15 protein-coding genes are annotated in these 17,882 nt (G+C 68.9%); 12 read left to right on the top strand and 3 right to left on the bottom strand.

Features of this window, described 5'->3' with window-relative positions; all coding sequences use genetic code 11:
* The first annotated feature begins 31 nt into the window (after positions 1–31).
* Genes AC0QSG_RS15050 through AC0QSG_RS15035 form a run of 4 tightly spaced genes read left to right on the top strand, consistent with a single transcriptional unit; the run spans position 32 to position 5,612 of the window.
* A complete protein-coding gene (locus AC0QSG_RS15050; protein WP_475375982.1) occupies positions 32–2,422 on the top strand; it encodes an ATP-binding cassette domain-containing protein in 2,391 nt (796 codons plus the stop codon).
* 58 nt (positions 2,423–2,480) lie between these two features.
* Positions 2,481–3,413: a pseudouridine synthase gene (locus tag AC0QSG_RS15045; protein WP_475375981.1), complete on the top strand. Its 933-nt coding sequence runs from the start codon at positions 2,481–2,483 to the stop codon at positions 3,411–3,413.
* Positions 3,410–4,021 (top strand): DedA family protein, encoded by a 612-nt coding sequence (locus AC0QSG_RS15040; protein ID WP_435728755.1) that lies wholly within the window; start codon positions 3,410–3,412, stop codon positions 4,019–4,021. The genes AC0QSG_RS15045 and AC0QSG_RS15040 overlap by 4 nt, the downstream gene beginning before the upstream one ends.
* Complete coding sequence (locus AC0QSG_RS15035) at positions 4,014–5,612, top strand: hypothetical protein (protein ID WP_475375980.1); 1,599 nt, start codon at positions 4,014–4,016, stop codon at positions 5,610–5,612. The genes AC0QSG_RS15040 and AC0QSG_RS15035 overlap by 8 nt, the downstream gene beginning before the upstream one ends.
* Before the next feature lie 10 nt (positions 5,613–5,622).
* Here the strand turns inward: AC0QSG_RS15035 and AC0QSG_RS15030 are convergent, their stop codons facing one another.
* On the bottom strand, positions 5,623–5,949 hold the full coding sequence (locus tag AC0QSG_RS15030; protein WP_475375979.1) for a hypothetical protein: 327 nt from the start codon (positions 5,947–5,949) through the stop codon (positions 5,623–5,625).
* A 28-nt stretch (positions 5,950–5,977) separates the two neighbouring features.
* Between AC0QSG_RS15030 and AC0QSG_RS15025 the strand changes: the two genes are divergently transcribed.
* Positions 5,978–6,769: a DUF1684 domain-containing protein gene (locus AC0QSG_RS15025; protein ID WP_475375978.1), complete on the top strand. Its 792-nt coding sequence runs from the start codon at positions 5,978–5,980 to the stop codon at positions 6,767–6,769.
* Positions 6,770–6,862: 93 nt separating this feature from the next.
* The gene (locus tag AC0QSG_RS15020) at positions 6,863–9,091 is read left to right on the top strand and encodes a GH25 family lysozyme (RefSeq protein WP_475375977.1); all 2,229 of its coding nucleotides are present in this window, start codon (positions 6,863–6,865) and stop codon (positions 9,089–9,091) included.
* 52 nt (positions 9,092–9,143) lie between these two features.
* Here AC0QSG_RS15020 and AC0QSG_RS15015 read toward each other — a convergent pair whose 3' ends face one another.
* Together AC0QSG_RS15015 and AC0QSG_RS15010 are read right to left on the bottom strand one after the other, a co-directional pair.
* Positions 9,144–10,337 (bottom strand): acyl-CoA dehydrogenase family protein, encoded by a 1,194-nt coding sequence (locus tag AC0QSG_RS15015; RefSeq protein WP_475375976.1) that lies wholly within the window; start codon positions 10,335–10,337, stop codon positions 9,144–9,146.
* A 5-nt stretch (positions 10,338–10,342) separates the two neighbouring features.
* Positions 10,343–11,143, bottom strand: coding sequence for a 3-hydroxyacyl-CoA dehydrogenase (locus AC0QSG_RS15010; RefSeq protein WP_475375975.1), 801 nt, complete (start codon positions 11,141–11,143; stop codon positions 10,343–10,345).
* 198 nt (positions 11,144–11,341) lie between these two features.
* Between AC0QSG_RS15010 and AC0QSG_RS15005 the strand changes: the two genes are divergently transcribed.
* The 6 genes from AC0QSG_RS15005 to AC0QSG_RS14980 all read left to right on the top strand — a co-directional run bounded on the left by AC0QSG_RS15005 (position 11,342) and on the right by AC0QSG_RS14980 (position 17,778).
* Positions 11,342–12,400 carry an iron ABC transporter substrate-binding protein gene (locus AC0QSG_RS15005; RefSeq protein ID WP_475375974.1) on the top strand — a complete coding sequence of 353 codons (1,059 nt, stop codon included), beginning with the start codon at positions 11,342–11,344 and terminating at the stop codon, positions 12,398–12,400.
* An 80-nt stretch (positions 12,401–12,480) separates the two neighbouring features.
* Positions 12,481–14,016, top strand: a complete 1,536-nt coding sequence (locus AC0QSG_RS15000; protein WP_475375973.1) for an ABC transporter permease — start codon at positions 12,481–12,483, stop codon at positions 14,014–14,016.
* Positions 14,013–15,119 (top strand): ABC transporter ATP-binding protein, encoded by a 1,107-nt coding sequence (locus AC0QSG_RS14995; RefSeq protein WP_475375972.1) that lies wholly within the window; start codon positions 14,013–14,015, stop codon positions 15,117–15,119. Before AC0QSG_RS15000 ends, AC0QSG_RS14995 begins: the two co-directional genes overlap by 4 nt.
* Entirely contained in the window at positions 15,119–15,898 is a 780-nt protein-coding gene (locus tag AC0QSG_RS14990) for a glutamine amidotransferase (protein WP_475375971.1), read from the top strand. Before AC0QSG_RS14995 ends, AC0QSG_RS14990 begins: the two co-directional genes overlap by 1 nt.
* 9 nt (positions 15,899–15,907) lie before the next feature.
* On the top strand, positions 15,908–16,591 hold the full coding sequence (locus AC0QSG_RS14985) for a VOC family protein (protein ID WP_475375970.1): 684 nt from the start codon (positions 15,908–15,910) through the stop codon (positions 16,589–16,591).
* Positions 16,592–16,662: 71 nt separating this feature from the next.
* Positions 16,663–17,778, top strand: a complete 1,116-nt coding sequence (locus AC0QSG_RS14980) for an NADH:flavin oxidoreductase/NADH oxidase (RefSeq protein WP_475375969.1) — start codon at positions 16,663–16,665, stop codon at positions 17,776–17,778.
* Positions 17,779–17,882: the final 104 nt, after the last annotated feature.

Here is a 17,882-nt window from a genome sequence, read left to right as displayed (position 1 = left end):
GGCGGTGCCGGGCCACGACGATGGAGCAGCGATGAGCACGCCAGCGCCGAGGGACGCCCCGGGCGCCGTGCCCCACGCCGCGGACACGCACGCGGTGATCCGCGTGCAGGGCGCCCGGGTGAACAACCTCAGGGACGTCAGCGTCGATATTCCGAAGCGGCGGCTCACGGTGTTCACCGGGGTGTCCGGCTCCGGCAAGAGCTCCCTGGTCTTCGGGACGATCGCCGCCGAGTCCCAGCGCATGATCAACGAGACCTACAGCGCGTTCGTGCAGGGCTTCATGCCCTCGCTGGCGCGCCCCGAGGTCGACGCGCTCGAGGGGCTGACCACCGCCATCCTGGTGGACCAGGAACGGCTGGGCGCCAACCCGCGTTCCACGGTCGGGACGGTCACGGACGCGAACGCGATGCTACGGATCCTGTTCAGCCGGCTCGCAACCCCGTATGTCGGCCCGCCGACCGCGTTCTCCTTCAACGTCCCCACGCGCAAGGCCAGCGGGGTGATGAGCACCGAGAAGGGCGGACGGACCGAGCGGAGCGTGGTGCGCAACGTGGTCTACCTCGGCGGGATGTGCCCGCGTTGCGAAGGCACGGGGGCGGTCTCCGACTTCGACCTCACCGCACTGTACGACGACGACAAGTCCCTCGCCGAGGGCGCGCTGACCATCCCCGGATACAGCATGGACGGCTGGTACGGCCGTATCTTCAGCGGCGCCGGCTTCGACATGGACAAGCCCATCGCGAAGTTCAGCAAGAAGGAACTCGACGACCTCCTGTACAAGGAGCCGACCAAGATCAAGGTCGAGGGCATCAACCTCACCTTCGAGGGCGTGATCCCGAAGATCCAGAAGTCCATGCTCTCCAAGGACGTCGAGGCCATGCAGCCGCACATCCGGGCGTTCGTCGAGCGGGCCATCACGTTCCAGGCCTGCCCCGAGTGCGGCGGGACGCGACTGAGCCCCGAGGCCCGGTCCGCGAAGATCCAGGGCCGGGGCATCGCCGACCTGTGCGCGATGCAGATCAGCGACCTGGCCGCCTGGGTCCGAACCCTCGAGGAGCCCACGGTCGCTCCCCTGTTGAGGGGCCTGCAACACCTGCTCGACTCGTTCGCCGAGATCGGCCTCGGCTACCTCTCCCTGGACCGGCCCGCCGGCACGCTCTCCGGAGGCGAGGCCCAGCGCGCCAAGATGATCCGCCACCTCGGGTCCTCGCTCACCGACGTCACGTACGTCTTCGACGAGCCCACCATTGGCCTCCACCCCCACGACATCGAGCGCATGAACCAGTTGCTGCTGCGATTGCGCGACAAGGGCAACACGGTCCTCGTCGTCGAGCACAAGCCGGAGACGATCGCCATCGCGGACCGCGTCGTCGATCTGGGCCCCGGCGCGGGCACGGAGGGCGGCCGCGTCTGCTTCGAGGGCACCGTGGAGGACCTGCGCGCGAGCGACACCGTCACGGGGCGCCACCTCGACGACCGGGTCCGGTTCAGGGACTCCGTGCGCGCGCCCGCGGGAGCCCTCGAGGTACGCGGCGCGTCGACACACAACCTCCGCTGCGTCGACGTCGACATCCCCCTCGGCATCCTGTGCGTCGTCACCGGCGTCGCGGGTTCCGGCAAGAGCTCGCTGATCAACGGCTCGGTCGCCGGCCGCGAGGGCGTCGTCGTCATCGACCAGGCCGCGATCAAGGGTTCGCGCCGCAGCAACCCGGCAACCTACACGGGACTGCTCGAACCGATCCGCAAGGCGTTCGCCAAGGCCAACGGCGTGAAGCCGGCCCTTTTCAGCTCCAATTCCGAGGGCGCCTGCCCCACCTGCAACGGCGCGGGCGTCCTCTTCACCGAACTCGGCGTGATGGCGACCGTGGAGTCCACGTGCGAAGAATGCGAGGGCCGGCGCTTCCAGGCCGCCGTGCTGGAGTACACCCTCGGCGGCCGCGATATCTCGGAGGTCCTGGCGATGTCCGTGGCCGAGGCGGAGGCGTTCTTCGGCTCCGGGCACGCCCGCACCCCGGCCGCGCACAAGGTCCTGGACCGGCTCGTCGACGTCGGGCTCGGCTACCTCACGCTCGGCCAGCCCCTCACGACGCTGTCCGGCGGCGAGCGGCAACGCGTGAAGCTGGCCACGCAGATGGCCGAAAAGGGCGACGTCTACGTCCTCGACGAGCCGACCTCCGGCCTGCACCTCGCGGACGTCGAAAACCTGTTGGGCCTGCTCGACCGACTCGTCGACTCCGGCAAGTCGGTCATCGTGATCGAGCACCACCAGGCCGTGATGGCGCACGCGGACTGGATCATCGACCTGGGTCCGGGCGCCGGGCACGACGGCGGCAAGGTCGTCTTCGAGGGGACGCCGGCGGACCTGTCGGCCGCCCGCTCCACCCTCACCGGCAAGCACCTCGCCGCGTACGTCGGGGGCTGAACGGACCCGCCGGCGTCGCGGGGCCACGGCCGCACCGTGGGACACTGGGGGGATGGCCATGCAATCCCCCCTCCCCGTGCGCGACGGCGTCAACGCGACGCGACTGCGCCTGCCCAGGGACGGCGAATGGGACACGGTTATGGACTACGTCCTGCACCGGTTCGGCCATGTCGACCCGGACGGGATCGTCCGGCGGTTCCACGACGGCGAGGTGGTGGGGCTCGGCGGCCGTCCCCTCGACGCGCACACCCCGCTGGGCCCGCACGAGTTCCTCTGGTACTACCGGAACCTGCCGGCGGAGGAACCCATCCCGTTCACCGAAACGATCCTGCATCGGGACGACGATCTGCTGGTGGTCGACAAGCCGCATTTCCTGCCGACGACGCCGGGCGGCCGGTTCGTGCAGGAATCGGCCCTGGTCAGGCTGCGCAACCGGCTGGGCCTGCCCGACCTGATTCCCATGCACCGCCTGGACCGCGCGACGGCCGGCGTCATCCTGTTCTCTACGAACCCGCGCACCCGCGGCAAGTACCAGATCCTGTTCGAGAGGCGCCAGATCCGCAAGGAATACGAGTGTGTCAGCGCGCTCCCCGGCGGTTCCGCCCACGACGGTCCCGTCGTCTTCCGGAACCGGATGGCCAAGACGAAGGGCACGCTGCTGTCCGTCGTCGAGCCCGGGACGCCGAACGCCGAGAGCCGGATCTCGCTGCTGCGCACCGGGAAGAGCGCGGGCACGCACGCGGGCACCGACGTCGGGCTGTTCCGTCTCCAGCCGCACACCGGCAAGACGCACCAGCTGCGGGTGCACATGGCCGCGCTCGGACGCGGGATCCTCAACGACGCGTTCTACCCCGCCCTGCTGGACCAGGCCCCCGACGACCATGCGCGCCCCCTGCAACTGCTCGCCCGCTCCATCGCGTTCACCGATCCGCTCTCCGGCGCGGAGGTCGAGTACCGTTCGGGGCAGACGCTTCGCGAGCGGCCGGAGTGAGCCTGGACGCCGCCCTTTCCGGAGACCTCGGATCCTGGTACTACCCGCTGACGTTCGTGCTGGTCGCGCTGGACGCGCTCCTGCCGCCGCTTCCGTCGGAACTGCTCGTGCTCGGCGCCGGCCCGCTCGCGGCAGAGGGGCACCTGCTTTTGCCCGCCGCCGCCCTGGTGGCCGCCGCGGGTTGCTGGGTCGGCGACATCGCCCTCTATCTGGTGTTCCGGCATGGCCTGACGCGCTGGTTCGACCGGTTCGCCTGGGGTCGTTGGATCCACCGCAACACCATTCGGCTGGTCAACCGCGTCGGACGGGAAACCACCTATGCCGGATTGGTGGGCGTGAGGTTCGTCTCCGGCGGTCGGACGGCCTCCGTCGCCGCCGCCGGGATCGCCGGCGTGCCGCTGGCGCCTTTCCTCGTGTTGTCGGGTGTGGGCGCCGCGCTCTGGGCGGTTTGGATGGTGTCGCTGGGTTACGCCACGGGTACGGCAACCGGACTTCCCTCTTGGGCCTCCGCCATGATCGGGATGGCATTGGGTACGCTAGTCGGTGTGGTTCTGGCGGGTTTGATGGCCCTCCACTCGCGATCGAAAGGGATGCACGGCAATGGCTGAGACGCGCGAGGGGACCTCCGCGACTTCGTCGGCGCTCGAGCGGCTCCGTTCGAGCCAGCCGGTCGGCTCCGCAACCTCCGACGCGCCCAGGGCGCCCGGATCCACCGCCGACGCGCACGCCCTTCCGCCTGAGGCGCCGCGCCCCACGGCGCCGGCGAAAAACGCGCCGCGACAGGGCAAGTCCGCCCAGGACAAGCCCGCCCGGCCCACGACCCCACCGACCCCCTCCAGGCCGCCCGCCGCGCGTCACATGGGCACGGGCCGCCCCGCCGTCGACGCGTCGGGCTCCCCCAAGCGACTCAGCGACTGGTTCGACAACCTGCACCAGCCCGACTGGGCTGCGACGCGCGTCCAACTGTCCGACGCCATGGGGCGCCGCCGGGCCGCCGCGGCCGAACGCTCGCGGGAGCGCGCCGCCGCCCGCCGGGTGCGCGAACGCGCCCGCGCCGCCCAGGAAGCCGCCGACCGCGCCGCGGCGGCCGAACGCGCCGAAACGAAGCGGCTGGAGGCCGAACGGGCCGCGGCGGAACGCGCCCGAGAAGAGCTCCTGAAGCGCGAGGAAGCCGAACGGGCGGCCTCGGCCGCCCAACATGCCACCCTCGTCGAAAGAGCGCGCCAGGCGATCGAGACCTCGCACACGCTTCCGCAAAGCCCCATCGACGACCTCCTCGAGGAGGAGGAACTTCCGGACCGGCAGCCCGTCTGGGTCGAGGAGCCGGACGAGGAACCGATCTACATTCCCCCGTACAACCTCCCGTCCACGGACCCGGACCCGGCCGAGAACCGGCAGGACGCCTACCGCCGCGTCGCCGTCTCCGTGGCCGCGGCACTGACACTGTTCCTCGGATTCCCGGCACTGGGCTGGTTCGGCGGAACCACCGTCCATGCCACACCGGATTCCCCGTTCCATCCGGACGTCGCGCTCCTCTCGATCGAAGTCGATTCGTTTGCCCTCTGGGGCGTCGTCTTCCTTGCCCTCGGGGCCTTCGCCGCCTTCCAGTGGCACCCCACGCAACGGTCCTCGCCCCGACAACGGTCGCTCGGTTACGTCGCGGGCGGCGCCGGGGTGTTGGGCGCGCTGTGGCTGCTGGCCGCACGCAACGGCATGGTCTCGACGTCGTTGTGGATCTCCATCGTCACGACGGGTTTGCTCGTCTACGGACTGCGCATGCTCAACCTGCGCACCGCCCGGAGCCGGACGGAGCGGATCCTCGTGGACGCGCCCGTGGGCCTGTACCTCGGATGGATGCTGGTGGTGGCACCCATGAATCTGGGCGTCTGGCTGACCTCGCGCGGCATCGACGTGCTGCTGCCGGAGAGCCTGTGGGGCGTGGTCGCGCTGCTCGGGGCCACGTGGGCCGCGGTGTCGTTCTGCATGTCCGAGCGGGGACGGATCGTGGTGGCCATCGGCTTCGCTTGGGGCCTCTTCTGGCTGATGATGGCCCGGTTGATCGGGCAGAACGAATCCGCCGCGGTGGCGATCATGGCGGGCCTCTGTGCGTTCATCACGCTGCTCGCGACCGAGAACCGGCGCTACCAGATCGGCCACGCCGAACGCCGCGCCGCCCGCGGCCAGCGCACCGAGTTCTAGGACCCGAGTTCTAGGACCCGCCGCCGGGGTGCCGCATCGGGCTCCAGCGTCCGCGGATCCGCCGCAGGACCACCAGCCGCTCCGTCACGGCGACGGCCTCGACGGCGGCCCGCATCCGTGCCGCCGACTCGCACGCACGCCGCGTCTCGCCGTCCCACTCGTCGTCGCCTACCGTGAAGCGCAACGTGATCCTCGGCGTCCCGGCCACGATGTCCAGCTGGTTGGCCTCGACGTGGTGCCGCGCGGCGAGGGATTCCACGGCGGCCTCCATCACCGCCTCGGGGCGGCGCCCGGGGCGTAGCGAGACGATGTTCAGCTGGGCGCGGAAGGAAGGCACCGCTCAACACTAATGGGACACTGGCTGCATGGCAGACGTCGAATCCTGGAAGCGCTGGCGCCGGAACCGCGAGGATTCCCTCGCCTCCGAATACGGCTGGCTCACGTTGACCTCCTTCCAATGGCTACCGGCCGCGCCGGGCAGGATCGATCTGTTCCCCGGCCTGTGGAGCGTCGACGGTGGCGCCGCCGTGCTGGAGGCCGCGGCGCCTGAGGGCATAGTCGAGCACGACGGCGGTGCCTCCACGGAACCGGACGTCCCGTTGGTGGGCACGCACCACCGTTCGCTGGGCGAGGGCGAATCCCTGCTCTGGGTGCGGCACGGCTCGACGGTCGTCGAGCTGGGGCTGCGCGATGCGCGGTACATGGTCCGCACCCGCGAGCGCCGCACCACGGCGCTCGACGATTTCGGCGGCGTCCCGACCTTTCCCCACGACGCGGCGTGGGTCGTGTCCGGCCGGTTCGAACCCGCTGACCGCCCGCGGCGCGTCGGGATCGCCACCTATCGCGACGACACGCGACTGACCGCGACAGCCGTGGGAGAAGTGGTTTTCGAGATAGAAGACCGGGAGCACCGGCTCACGGCGGTGGCCGGGGGCTCCGGTGAATTGATCTTGTCCTTCCACGACCAGACCAACGGGGTCACGACGCCGGCGTGGCGGTTCCTGACCGCCGCGCCGGCCGCTGATGGAACGGTGGTCCTCGACTTCAACCGCACGCTCGACTATCCCTTTGTGTTCACTCCCCACGCGGTGTGCCCGGCACCGGTCGACGGCAACCGCCTGGACCTGTCCGTCACCGCCGGGGAGCAACTGCCCTAGCCTTACGAAACATCGCGGGTACACTGGAAGCACACCAGCCCCATGCTTCCCTGCATTCACACGGCCCCGAGCGGTCGCGACCCCAGGACGTTTATGCTTCACCGCAACCCGGTTTCCCACCTCGTCGCAGCAACGGTCGCTCTGGCGCTGGCCGCATCCGTTGCCCTACCCGCCGGGGCTCAACCCCTGGACGCGCCCGAACCCGCAGTGCGGGTCCCCGTAGCCACGGCACCGGACCCCGCGACCACGGAGCCCGCACCCGATCCCTCGGAGGCCGCCCAGGCCGCCGCGTCTCTGCGCAAGGAATTGGCGGCAGCCGGCGATCCGGGGGCGGCTGAACGCGTCCGGCTCTCGGAGCAGGCCTACGCGGCGCTGGGCACCGGAGCCGCGGACGCCCACATGGGCCAGGGGCTGAAAAGGCTCGAAGAGACCGACAACCCGCAGGCTCCCACGATCGAGGAACTGGAGCGGCTCGCTGCCGCCGCGGAGGATGTCGCCGCCGGAACGGCTGCGGAACAGCCCCAGCAGGGACAGTCCCCCACCGAACAGCCCCAAACCGCACCCGCCCCGGGCACATTCGGGGTGTTCCACGCCGAATCCGCCGCCCTGCAGGTCCAGGCGAACACCGAATCGCTGCGCACCTGGCGTCCGCCCGGCGTGCTGGGCGTCGACGTCTCGGGCCACCAGGGCAACGTGGACTGGAGCTACGCGTGGGGCAAGGGCGCGCGTTTCGCGTACGTCAAGGCCACGGAATCGTGGGGCCCGTACGCCAACCTGTACAAGAACCCCTACTTTCCCCAGCAGTACAACGGATCGGCCAACCAGGGCATGGTGCGCGGCGCGTACCACTTCGCCAAACCCGCGCACTCCTCGGGCAGGGACCAAGCCATCGAGTTCATGGACAACGGCGGAGGCTGGTCCGCCGACGGCAAGACGCTCCCCCCGCTGCTGGACATCGAATGGAACCCGTACACCAGCACGACGTACCCCGAGGGCGAGGGCGACTCGTGCTACGGCCTGACGCCGGCCCAGATGGTGTCGTGGATCGAGGACTTCGGCAGCACCGTCGAGGAACGCACCGGTCGCCTCCCGATGATCTACACGGCCCAATCGTGGTGGGACGTGTGCACGGGCGACTCGACGGCGTTCAAGGACTGGCCGCTCCACGTCTCGCTCGTGCCGACGGCGACCAGCGTGCCGAAGAACGCGCGGGAACTCCCCGAAGGCTGGACGACGTTCAACATCTGGCAGTACACCTTCACCGCCGACCTGATCGGCAGCACACAGGAGGTCGACGGCAACGTCTGGAACGGCGACCTCGCCACGCTCAAGGATTTCGCGAACAACCGGCGGTCAACCCCCTACCGGCTGACCACGGAGTACCTGGGTGACGGCGACGTGTGGCCGACCCGGCTGGCGCCCGTGCGCCTCGGAGGCCCTGAGGGATACTCGACAGCAGTGGCGGCATCCCGCAAGACGTTCCCAACCTCGTCGGCCACCGTTGTCGTTGCATCTGGTGCTGACTTCAGAGAAGCCCTCTCCAGCCCTTCGCTAGCCAGAAAAAATAACGCGCCCTTACTGCTTACAGGAAAATACGATGTCCCTGCAACAACCATGAGTGAGATTCAGCGGCTCTCGCCAAGTAGAATCCTGGTTGTCGGCAGTACCTACACGATCACTTCGGCAGTCGTCAGGCAGCTCTCGGCCATCGCTCCAGTCTCACGTATGTACGGAACGGATCGCTACGGAACTGCCAAGGACGTTTCCGATGCTTGGGCCTCCACAAGCACGGTTTTCCTTGCATCCGGCGAGCGATACCACGACGCCCTTTCGTTGGGCGCTGTCGCAGCGCAACGTAAGCAGCCACTGCTGCTGACGACCGCCAATAACCTTCCATACGCAACGAAGCTCGCCCTGCGACGTCTCCAGCCGCGCATGGTCGTCATTGCCGGGTCAACGAGCACGGTTTCATCGAACGTCGTGTCGCAAATACGTTCGGTTCTCCCCGGCGCCTACGTTGTCCGCCGATCGGGGAGCAACGCGTACGGCGTCTCTTCGAACATCGCGAATGTTTACTTCGGGACGGGCTCGCAGCGCCAGATCCTCTCGGCCGTCAGTGACTTCCCGGGCGGGTTAGCGGGGTCGGCCGTCGCTGCATACAACGGCGCCCCACTGCTCCTCACTCGCGCCGCATGCATGCCGGACCCCATAGCTGCTTCCATGTCGCGAATGAAGGGGTGGACTAACGTCATCATGGGCAGTCCTGATGATCTGTCATCCACCGGCGTCTACTCCGCGGGTGGCGAGCCGAGCGTCTGCTGACGCGCGCGGCGTCCCGGTGCCCCGCCTCCGGCGCCCGGGGCCGTCCGCGGGGCTAGCCGAAGGCCGAAATTCCCGTCACCGCGCGGCCGACGATCAGCGAGTTGATGTCGTAGGTGCCCTCGTAGGTGAAGACCGCCTCGGCATCGGCGAAGATCTTGGCCATGCGCCGGTCCGCGACGATCCCGTTGCCGCCGAGCAGCGCCCGCCCGGCCGCGACGGTCTCGCGCATCCGCAGGGTCGTGAACGATTTGGCGAGCGCCGCCTGCGGCATGTTCTCCTGCCCCACACGCTGCAGGGCCGCGAGCTGCGCCATCATCGTCAACGACGCCGTGGCGTTGCCGAGCATCTGCGCCAGGTGCTGTTGGACCAGTTGGAACGACGCCAGCGGGCGTCCGAACTGCCGCCGACGAAGCACGTAGTCGCGCGCGACGTCGAACGCGGCCAGCTGCTGGCCGACCGCCACCCAGCCGACCATGATGCGGCTGGAGCGCAGCAGCTGGTTGGTGTCCGCGAACGAATCGATGCCGGGGAACCGGTCCAGCTCTGAAATCCGCACGTCGCGCAGCACGATGTCCGCATTCTGCACCGTGCGCAACGCGATCTTGTCCTCGATCCGCGTGGCGGTGAAACCCGGCAGCGAGGTGTCCAGGACGAACCCGCGCACTTCCCCGGTGTCGGCGTCGTTCGCCCAGAGCAGCATGTGGTCGCAGAAGGTCCCGTTGCCGATCCACCGCTTGCGTCCGTTGACGACCCATTCGTCGCCGTCGCGCCGCGCCGTCGTCTCCATGCCGCGGGCAACATCCGAGCCGTGGTCCGGTTCCGTCAGCGCGAACGCGCCGGTGGTGCGCAGGGCCGCCGCGTCCTCCAGATACAGGCTCCGCTGGCGGTCGGTGCCGAACGCGTGCAGCGACTCGACGAAGAGGTCGTGGTGGATCATGAAGAACGTGGCCAGCGACGCGTCGGCGCGCGCCAGCTCGGCGATCAGGAGGCCATGGAACAGGTGCGAATACCCGTGCCGGGTCGGCGTGCTGATGCCGAGCTCGCCGAGCCGGCCCAGCAGGTGGTGCGGGAACTCCTCCCGGCTCCACCAGCCGGAGGCGTGCGGCAGCACCTCGCGGTCCAGGAACTCGCGCACCTCGGCCAGCTTGATGCGTTCGCGCGGCGGAAGCTGCGCCTCCACGGCCAGGAAGTCGGCGTCCGGCAGTCCCGCGGCGGCCGCCGTGGCGTGAGTGTCCTCCCGCGTCACCGCGGTCACCTCGGCGCCATGCGGATGGCGCCGTCCAGCCGGATGGTTTCGCCGTTGAGCATCTGGTTCTCCACGATGTGGCCCACCAGCGCCGCGTACTCGGCTGGCTTCCCGAGCCGGGCCGGGTGCGGCACCTGCTTGCCCAGCGACTCCTGCGCCTGGTCCGGCAGTCCCGCCAGCATCGGGGTTTCGAAGATGCCGGGCGCGATCGTCACGACGCGGATGAGCTTGCCGGCCAGTTCCCGGGCGATCGGCAGCGTCATCGCGGCCACCGCCCCCTTGGACGCGGCGTAGGCCGGCTGGCCGACCTGGCCGTCGAACGCGGCGACGGAGGCCGTGTTGACCACCACGCCGCGCTCCCCGGTGCCGGTCGCCGGATCCACCACCGGCTCCGTCGCGGCGATCGCCTCCGCCGCCAACCGCAGCACGTTGAACGTCCCCACGAGGTTGATCCGCACGACGCGCTCGAACGCCTCCAGCGGCAGCACGCCGTCGCGGCCCAGGACCTTGCCCGGCGTGGCGACGCCGGCGCAGTTGACGGCCACGCGCAGCGGGCCCAGCGAGGAAGCCAGTTCGACGGCGGCGCGGACCTCGCTTTCGCTGGTCACGTCGGCCGCGGCGAACCTCGCGCGGTCGCCCAGGCGTTCGGCCGCGGCCACGCCGTCGGAGGAGGGTAGGTCGACGAGCACGACGTACGCACCGGCGTCGTACAGTGCCTTGGCCGTGGCGGCCCCCAGGCCGGACGCCCCTCCCGTCACGAGCGCGACTGACTCGGCGATCCTCAATGTGGCCTCCTGTGTGGGCATACGGTCATCGGTTAATGGTCATTAACCGAACCCAGCGTAAGTGATGATCCCCGCGCTGGCCAGCACACCCAGAACAGGGAGTCCTTACCGTCACATACGCAATTTGGGTACACGCAGATGGTGTAATAGGCGCTGGTCGTGTATTTGTTGATACTGCCGTCTCGAGCTGACACGGCAAACCCAAGAAAGGCTCCTCGCATGTACCTGAAGCGTCCCGTCGTTGCGGCCGTTGCCGCGGCCGCACTCCTTGGCCTGACCGCCTGCGGAGGTTCGACCGACCCGTCCGGTTCCAGCTCGGCGGACGGCGCCGCGGGATCCACCGAAGACCGCATCACGCTCTACAGCGGTCGCAACGAGGGACTGGTGCAGCCGATCATCGACCGGTTCGTCGAAGAGACCGGAATCGCCGTCGACGTGCGTTACGGAAACACGGCCGCTATGGCCGCCCAGCTGCTGGAGGAGGGCGACAAGTCCCCGGCCGACATCTTCTTGGCGCAGGACGCCGGTGCGCTGGGCGCCGTGGCCGAGGCCGGACTTTTCGAGCCACTGCCCGAATCGCTACTGGAGAGCGTCCCGGCGGAGTTCCGTGACGACGACGGCGAGTGGACCGGCGTCACCGCGCGCGCCCGCGTCCTCGTCTACAACAAGGACATGGTGGAGGAAGCGGATCTCCCCGCCACCGTCGAGGAACTCAACTCCACCGAGTACGCCGGGAAGGTGGGGGTCGCGCCGTCGAATGCTTCCTTCCAGTCGTTCGTGACCGCGCTGCGGGAAATGAAGGGCGACGAAGCCGCCGAGAAGTACTTGGCGGACCTGGCCGGGAACGATCCGGCTATCCGTGACGGAAACAACCCCATCGTCGCCGATGTCAACGCCGGGAAGATCCCGTTCGGCCTCGTCAACCACTACTACCTGTACGAGTTGGCCAAGGAACAGGGCGTTGACGCCGAGGAACTCAAGGCAGCCAACCACATGTTCACCGGTGGCGACGTCGGCGCCCTAGTGAACATCTCCGGCGTCGGATTGATCAAACACGCGGCCGACGACGAGGCGTCGCAGCTGTTGGAGTACTTCCTCTCCCCGGAGGGCCAGCAGTACTTCGCCGAGGAGACCAGCGAATACCCGATGCTCGAGGACGTCGCCGGCCCGAAGGGCCTGCCGGCACTGACTGAACTCGACGTTCCTGACGTTGACCTGAACAACCTCGACGACCTCGAGACGACGATCAAGATGATCACGGAAGCCGGGCTCGCCTGATCTCTCCACCAGCCGAGGTGACAGGGCGGCCGCACCCGCAGGGTGTGGCCGCCCTTCGGCGTACCTGGCGCCGGGGTTGGATGGCGCGTCACCCGGTGTTGACCGTCGGCGCCCTACTGGCCGCCGCCGTCGCACTGATCCCCGTCGTCTACTTGGTTATCCGGACCGGCCAGTACGGGCTCGACGCGCTGTTCGCGGAACTGCTGACCGAACGCGTTGGCCGCCTCACGGCGACGTCGCTCGGGCTCGTCGCCGTAGTGACCATCCTCTGCCTAGCCATAGGGGTAGGCCTCGCGGTGCTGGCGACGCGAACGAACGTGCCCGGCCGCCGGGCGCTGGCGGTGGCCGCCGCCCTGCCGCTGGCCGTACCCAGCTACGTCGCTGCCTTTGGGTGGTCGTCGCTGGCGGACCTGATCGATCCGACGTCGACTTTCGAGGGCTTCTGGGCGGCCGCGTTCGTGCTCACGCTGGTCACCTACCCCTACGTGTATCTTCCGGTGAGCGCGTCGCTCCTGTCCGTGGACACCACTCAGGAGGAGGCCGGCCGTTCGCTGGGTCTGTCCCCGGCCCGCACGTTCTTCCGCGTCACGCTGCGGCTGGTGATGCCTGCCATGGCGGCCGGCGGGTTACTTTGCGCGCTGTATGTGCTCGCGGATTTCGGCAGCGTCTCTATCCTGCGGGTCGACACCTACACCCGCGCGATCTTTACCTCATTCAACATGGGCTTCGACCGCTTGGGCGCAGTGTCACTGTCCTCTGTTTTGCTGCTGATCACCATCTTGGTTCTGGTGGTTGAGGGACGGTTCCGGCGCACCGGCACACGCTACGCCCGCATCGGTTCCGGAGCCCGCCGCCCCCATCCGCTGCTGGCCCTCGGTGGGGCGGGACTCGTGTGGGCCGCCGGGGCATGGCTGCTGGTGGTCGTCGCCGTGGGCGGCCCACTGGGAGCGATGTTGGTCTGGAGCATCCGCGGCGTTTCGCGCCCAGGGTCCCTACAGGAGGTTGCCCAGGCCTTCGGCGGTTCACTGTCGGCCGCGGGCGGCGGCGCCCTGCTCACGACGGCGCTGGCCATTCCGCTCGGCCTGGCGATCGCCAAGTCCGGCGCGCGTTGGGCGCGTCACCTGGAGCGGGTGGTATACGTGGCGCACACGATTCCGGGAATCGTGGTGGGCCTCGCCGTCGTCTTCCTCGGTGTGAACACTCTGTACTCTCTGTACCAGACCCAATGGCTGCTGACTTTGGCCTACTGCACGCTGTTCCTGCCGCTGGCGCTCGGCCCCATCGTCGGCGCCGCCGTGCTCACGTCGGCGCACACGGAGGAGGCCGCCGTGTCCCTCGGTAGGAATCCGGTGACGGTGTTCCTCCGCGTGACGCTACCGCTCGCGTTGCCAGGGATCGCCTCCGGCGCGCTATTGGTGCTGCTGACCGCCATCAAAGAGCTTCCCGCCACGCTATTGTTGCGCCCCACCGGCATGGAGACGCTGGCGACGCGCTTGTGGACACACACGTCGGTCAACGCCTACGCCGCAGCCGCACCCTACGCCGCGTTGCTCGTCCTGCTCGCTATCGCTCCCACGTGGATTCTGGTGGCGCGCGTCTTCAAGGAGAAGAAATGAACCCTACTTCCCTCCCCCTCGACACCGGCCACGAACACCTCGCCATCACAGGTGTCTCCAAGCATTTCCCGGGCACGCGCGCGCTGGATGACATTTCGTTGGGCGTTCTGCGCGGCACCACGACGGCGATCGTCGGACCTTCGGGGTCCGGGAAGACCACCCTGTTGCGGATCATCGCGGGCTTCGAGGTTCCCGACGAGGGATCGGTGCGACTCAATGACCGCGTGGTCGCCGAAGGGGCACATATGGTCCCACCACACCAGCGCAACATCGGCTTGGTCGCCCAAGACGGTGCGCTCTTTCCGCATCTGGACGTCGCAGCGAACATCGCCTTTGGGTTGAACCGGGCACGGTTTCGGGGTACGCGTGCCAAGGACCGCGTCGTCGAACTACTGGAGATGGTCTCGCTGACAGCCGAACACGCCCGGCGCCGCCCGGACCAGCTCTCCGGCGGTCAGCAGCAGCGCGTGGCGCTTGCTCGGGCGTTGGCGCGCGAACCCGAACTGATGCTCCTCGACGAACCTTTCTCCGCCCTCGACGCGGGCCTGCGCGTCGCCACGCGGAAGGCCGTCGCACAGACACTCGCCGCCGCCGGTGTCACCACGATATTGGTCACTCACGACCAGTCGGAGGCGTTGTCCTTCGCCGACCAAGTCGCGATTCTGCGCGACGGAAAGCTGGCACAGGTGGGAGCGCCCTTCGTGGTCTACACACGGCCGTCAGATCTTGAGACGGCCCGGTTCCTCGGCGACGCGGTGATCCTCGACGCCGATGTTCGTGGATCGCTGGCGAGTTGCGCGTTGGGCCACATCCCGGTGCGGCTGCCCCCGGGCCAGGGCGCGATGAAACTGCTGTTGCGGCCGGAACAGATCCGCATCGCTGGCAGCGGAGAAATCCACGGCACCATCATCGAAACCGACTATTTCGGTCCGGAGGTCACCGTCACCATCCGTCTGGACGACCGTCCCGACCACACCGGAACAGCCCAGACCATCAGCATCAGGCACTGGAATGCCGGCGTCGCACGGCCCGGCGCACAGGTCTACCTACGGGTGGTCGGCGAGGGCGTGGCCTTTCCGCCACCCGCGGTCGGGGCCGCGTGATGCCTGTGGGGCAGAATCCGTTTCTGCTGATTTCTACCCGTGAGGACGATACCGCCGCCGCGGACGAGTTCCGCGGGTTTTTGGAGCTGTCCGGGCTGGATGCGGGACGGCTGAAGGTGGTGCGTCTGGAGAAGGGTTCGCTCCCGGACGGCCTCGGTTCGGATGACGCGTCTCAGCGGGCCGCGGCGCTGGAGGACTACGCGGGCATCATGGTCGGCGGCAGCCCCTTCAACACGTCCGATCCGCGAGACAGGAAGTCGCCCGTGCAGCTACGGGTCGAGGCGGAACTGGGGCGCCTGCTCGACGTCGTCGTCGAACTAGACTTCCCGTTCCTTGGTGCCTGCTACGGCGTCGGCACCCTAGGCACGCACCAGGGCGCAGTCCTTGACCGCACCCACGGCGAGCCGGTGGGCACCACCGAAGTGACACTGACCGCGGCCGGTCGCCGCGACCCACTCACGGCCGGTGTGCCCGAGACCTTTACGGCGTTCGTCGGGCACAAGGAAGCCGTCGCGTCGCTCCCGGAGCACGCGGTGCTGCTCGCCGGGTCCCCCGCATGCCCGGTGCAAATGTTCAAGTTCCGCGAAAACCTGTACGCCACGCAGTTCCACCCCGAATTGGACGCCCGAGGCTTGGCCACCCGCATAGACATTTACCGTGACGCGGGATACTTTCCGTCGTCGGAAGCGGACTCGCTCACCGAATTGGCCTACCGATCCGACGTCCGCTGGCCCGGCCTGCTCCTCCGTAACTTCGTCGCCCGCTACGGCGGGGCCTAGCATCGAACCATGCTGCGACTGCGCCCCATCCGGACCACCGAACGTCTCGACGCCTGGACCCGGCTGCTGGAGGGTCTGGGGCTCGTCAAGGCCCTTGATCTAGGCCACTGGGCCGAGTTCGATTCCGCCCACGGGCGCGTGGCGCTGCAACGCAGGAGCGCCGCCGATCCGGCCGCCGGAACGACCCGCCTCGCGTTCGAGGTCGGCGACCTCGACGAGTTCGCGAGCCGCACGCGCGAGGCCGGCACCGGCGTCGTCATCAGCGAGTCCACCCGCGATCGGACCGCCGTGATCGCCGGCCCAGACGGTCTAGAAATCCTGGCCACCGACGAAAAGCCGCGACTGGAGCCAGCTGGTCCCTCCCTACACGTCATGCCCCTCTGGACCACGCCCGACGCCGCCGGCGCGGTCAAAACCCTCCGGGACCTTGGGGCCAAGGAGTTGGCGCCTAACGGAGACATGGTGCGACTGGCCGCGAAAAACGGCGGCCGGGTAGGTGTCCGCGCAGGTTCCGTGATTGGGCTGGAGCTCTCCTTCGAGTACGACGGCGACGCGTTCCGTCTCCTGGACCGGCTCGCCGACGCGGGGGTACCGGCCAGGGTCCTCGAGGAGCCAACCGGGCTCACAGTGCACACCGCCTGCCCGGACGGCGGACCGGATCTCCGGATCATGGGGCGACCCGCCGTCGAGTAACCCAGAGCCAGTAGCGAGTAGACACAACGCATCGTGGGAATACGTGTCTAACTCCGCCGGTTGCAAAGGACGTGCCACTACTTTTCGAACCCGCGACCCTGACCACCCCCGACGGCTCCGGCCTGAGCCTGCGCAACCGGACCGCGCTGGCCCCCATGTGCCAATACTCTGTGACCGACAAGGACGGTGTCCCGCACGCGTGGCACCTGATGCACCTCGGTGCACGCGCCGCCGGCGGCTTCGGCATCGTCTACACCGAGGCCACCGCCGTGGTCCCCGAAGGGCGCATCTCGGACCAGGACACCGGCCTGTGGAACGACGCCCAGCGCGACGCCTGGACCCCCATCGTCGACTTCATCCATTCCCAAGGCGCGGCGGCGGGCATCCAGCTGGCCCACGCCGGCGGCAAGGCCTCGACCTACCCTTGGCTGCCCGAGGCAGCCGCGGCCGGCGCCCGCGGTTCCATCCCCGCGGCTGACGGCGGCTGGGAGACCCTCGCGCCGTCGCCCACCGACATCCACGAACTGGCGTCCCCGCGCGCGATGACCACCTCGGACATCGCCGACTCGGTGCGTGCCTGGGCCCAGGCGGCCGAGCGCGCGGACGCGGCCGGCTTCGACGTCGTCCAGATCCACGGCGCGCACGGCTACCTCATCCACCAGTTCCTCTCGCCGCTGACCAACACCCGGACCGACGAGTACGGCGGCGGCTTCGAGAACCGGACCCGCTACGCCCGCGAGGTCGTCGCGGCCGTCCGCGAGGTGTGGCCCGCCCACAAGGCGCTGGCGATCCGGCTCTCCGGCGAAGACTGGGTCGAGGGAGGCTGGCGCATCGCGGACACCGTCCGCTTCGTGCGCGAGGCGCGCGAGCTGGGCGTGACCGTGTTCGACCTCTCCAGCGGCGGGATCGGCGCGTTCCACGGTCCGTCCGGCCCCGGCTACCAGGTTCCGCTGGCCGCCGCCGTCCGGGAGGCACTGGAGGGGACCGATTCGTTCGTCACGGCCGTCGGCCTCATCGAGGACTCGGACCACGCGGAGGACGTGCTGGCCGGCGGCCACGCCGACGGCGTCAGCATCGGGCGCGCCGCACTGGTCCAGCCGCACTGGCCCGCCATGGCCGCGAAGGAACTCGGACTCGGGCGGGACGACAACCCCCGTCCGGCCCAGTACTGGCGCGCAGCCTGGTAAGACCGGCGCCGTTTCGACGGAGCTAGATGCCACCCCTTTCGTTTCGACGAAGGTAGATGCTCGTTTTCGTTCGGAAATGGACATCTACCTTCGTCGAAACGGGG

This window comes from Arthrobacter sp. LT660, assembly GCF_056172845.1.
This window is presented reverse-complemented; position numbering and strand designations above follow the sequence as displayed.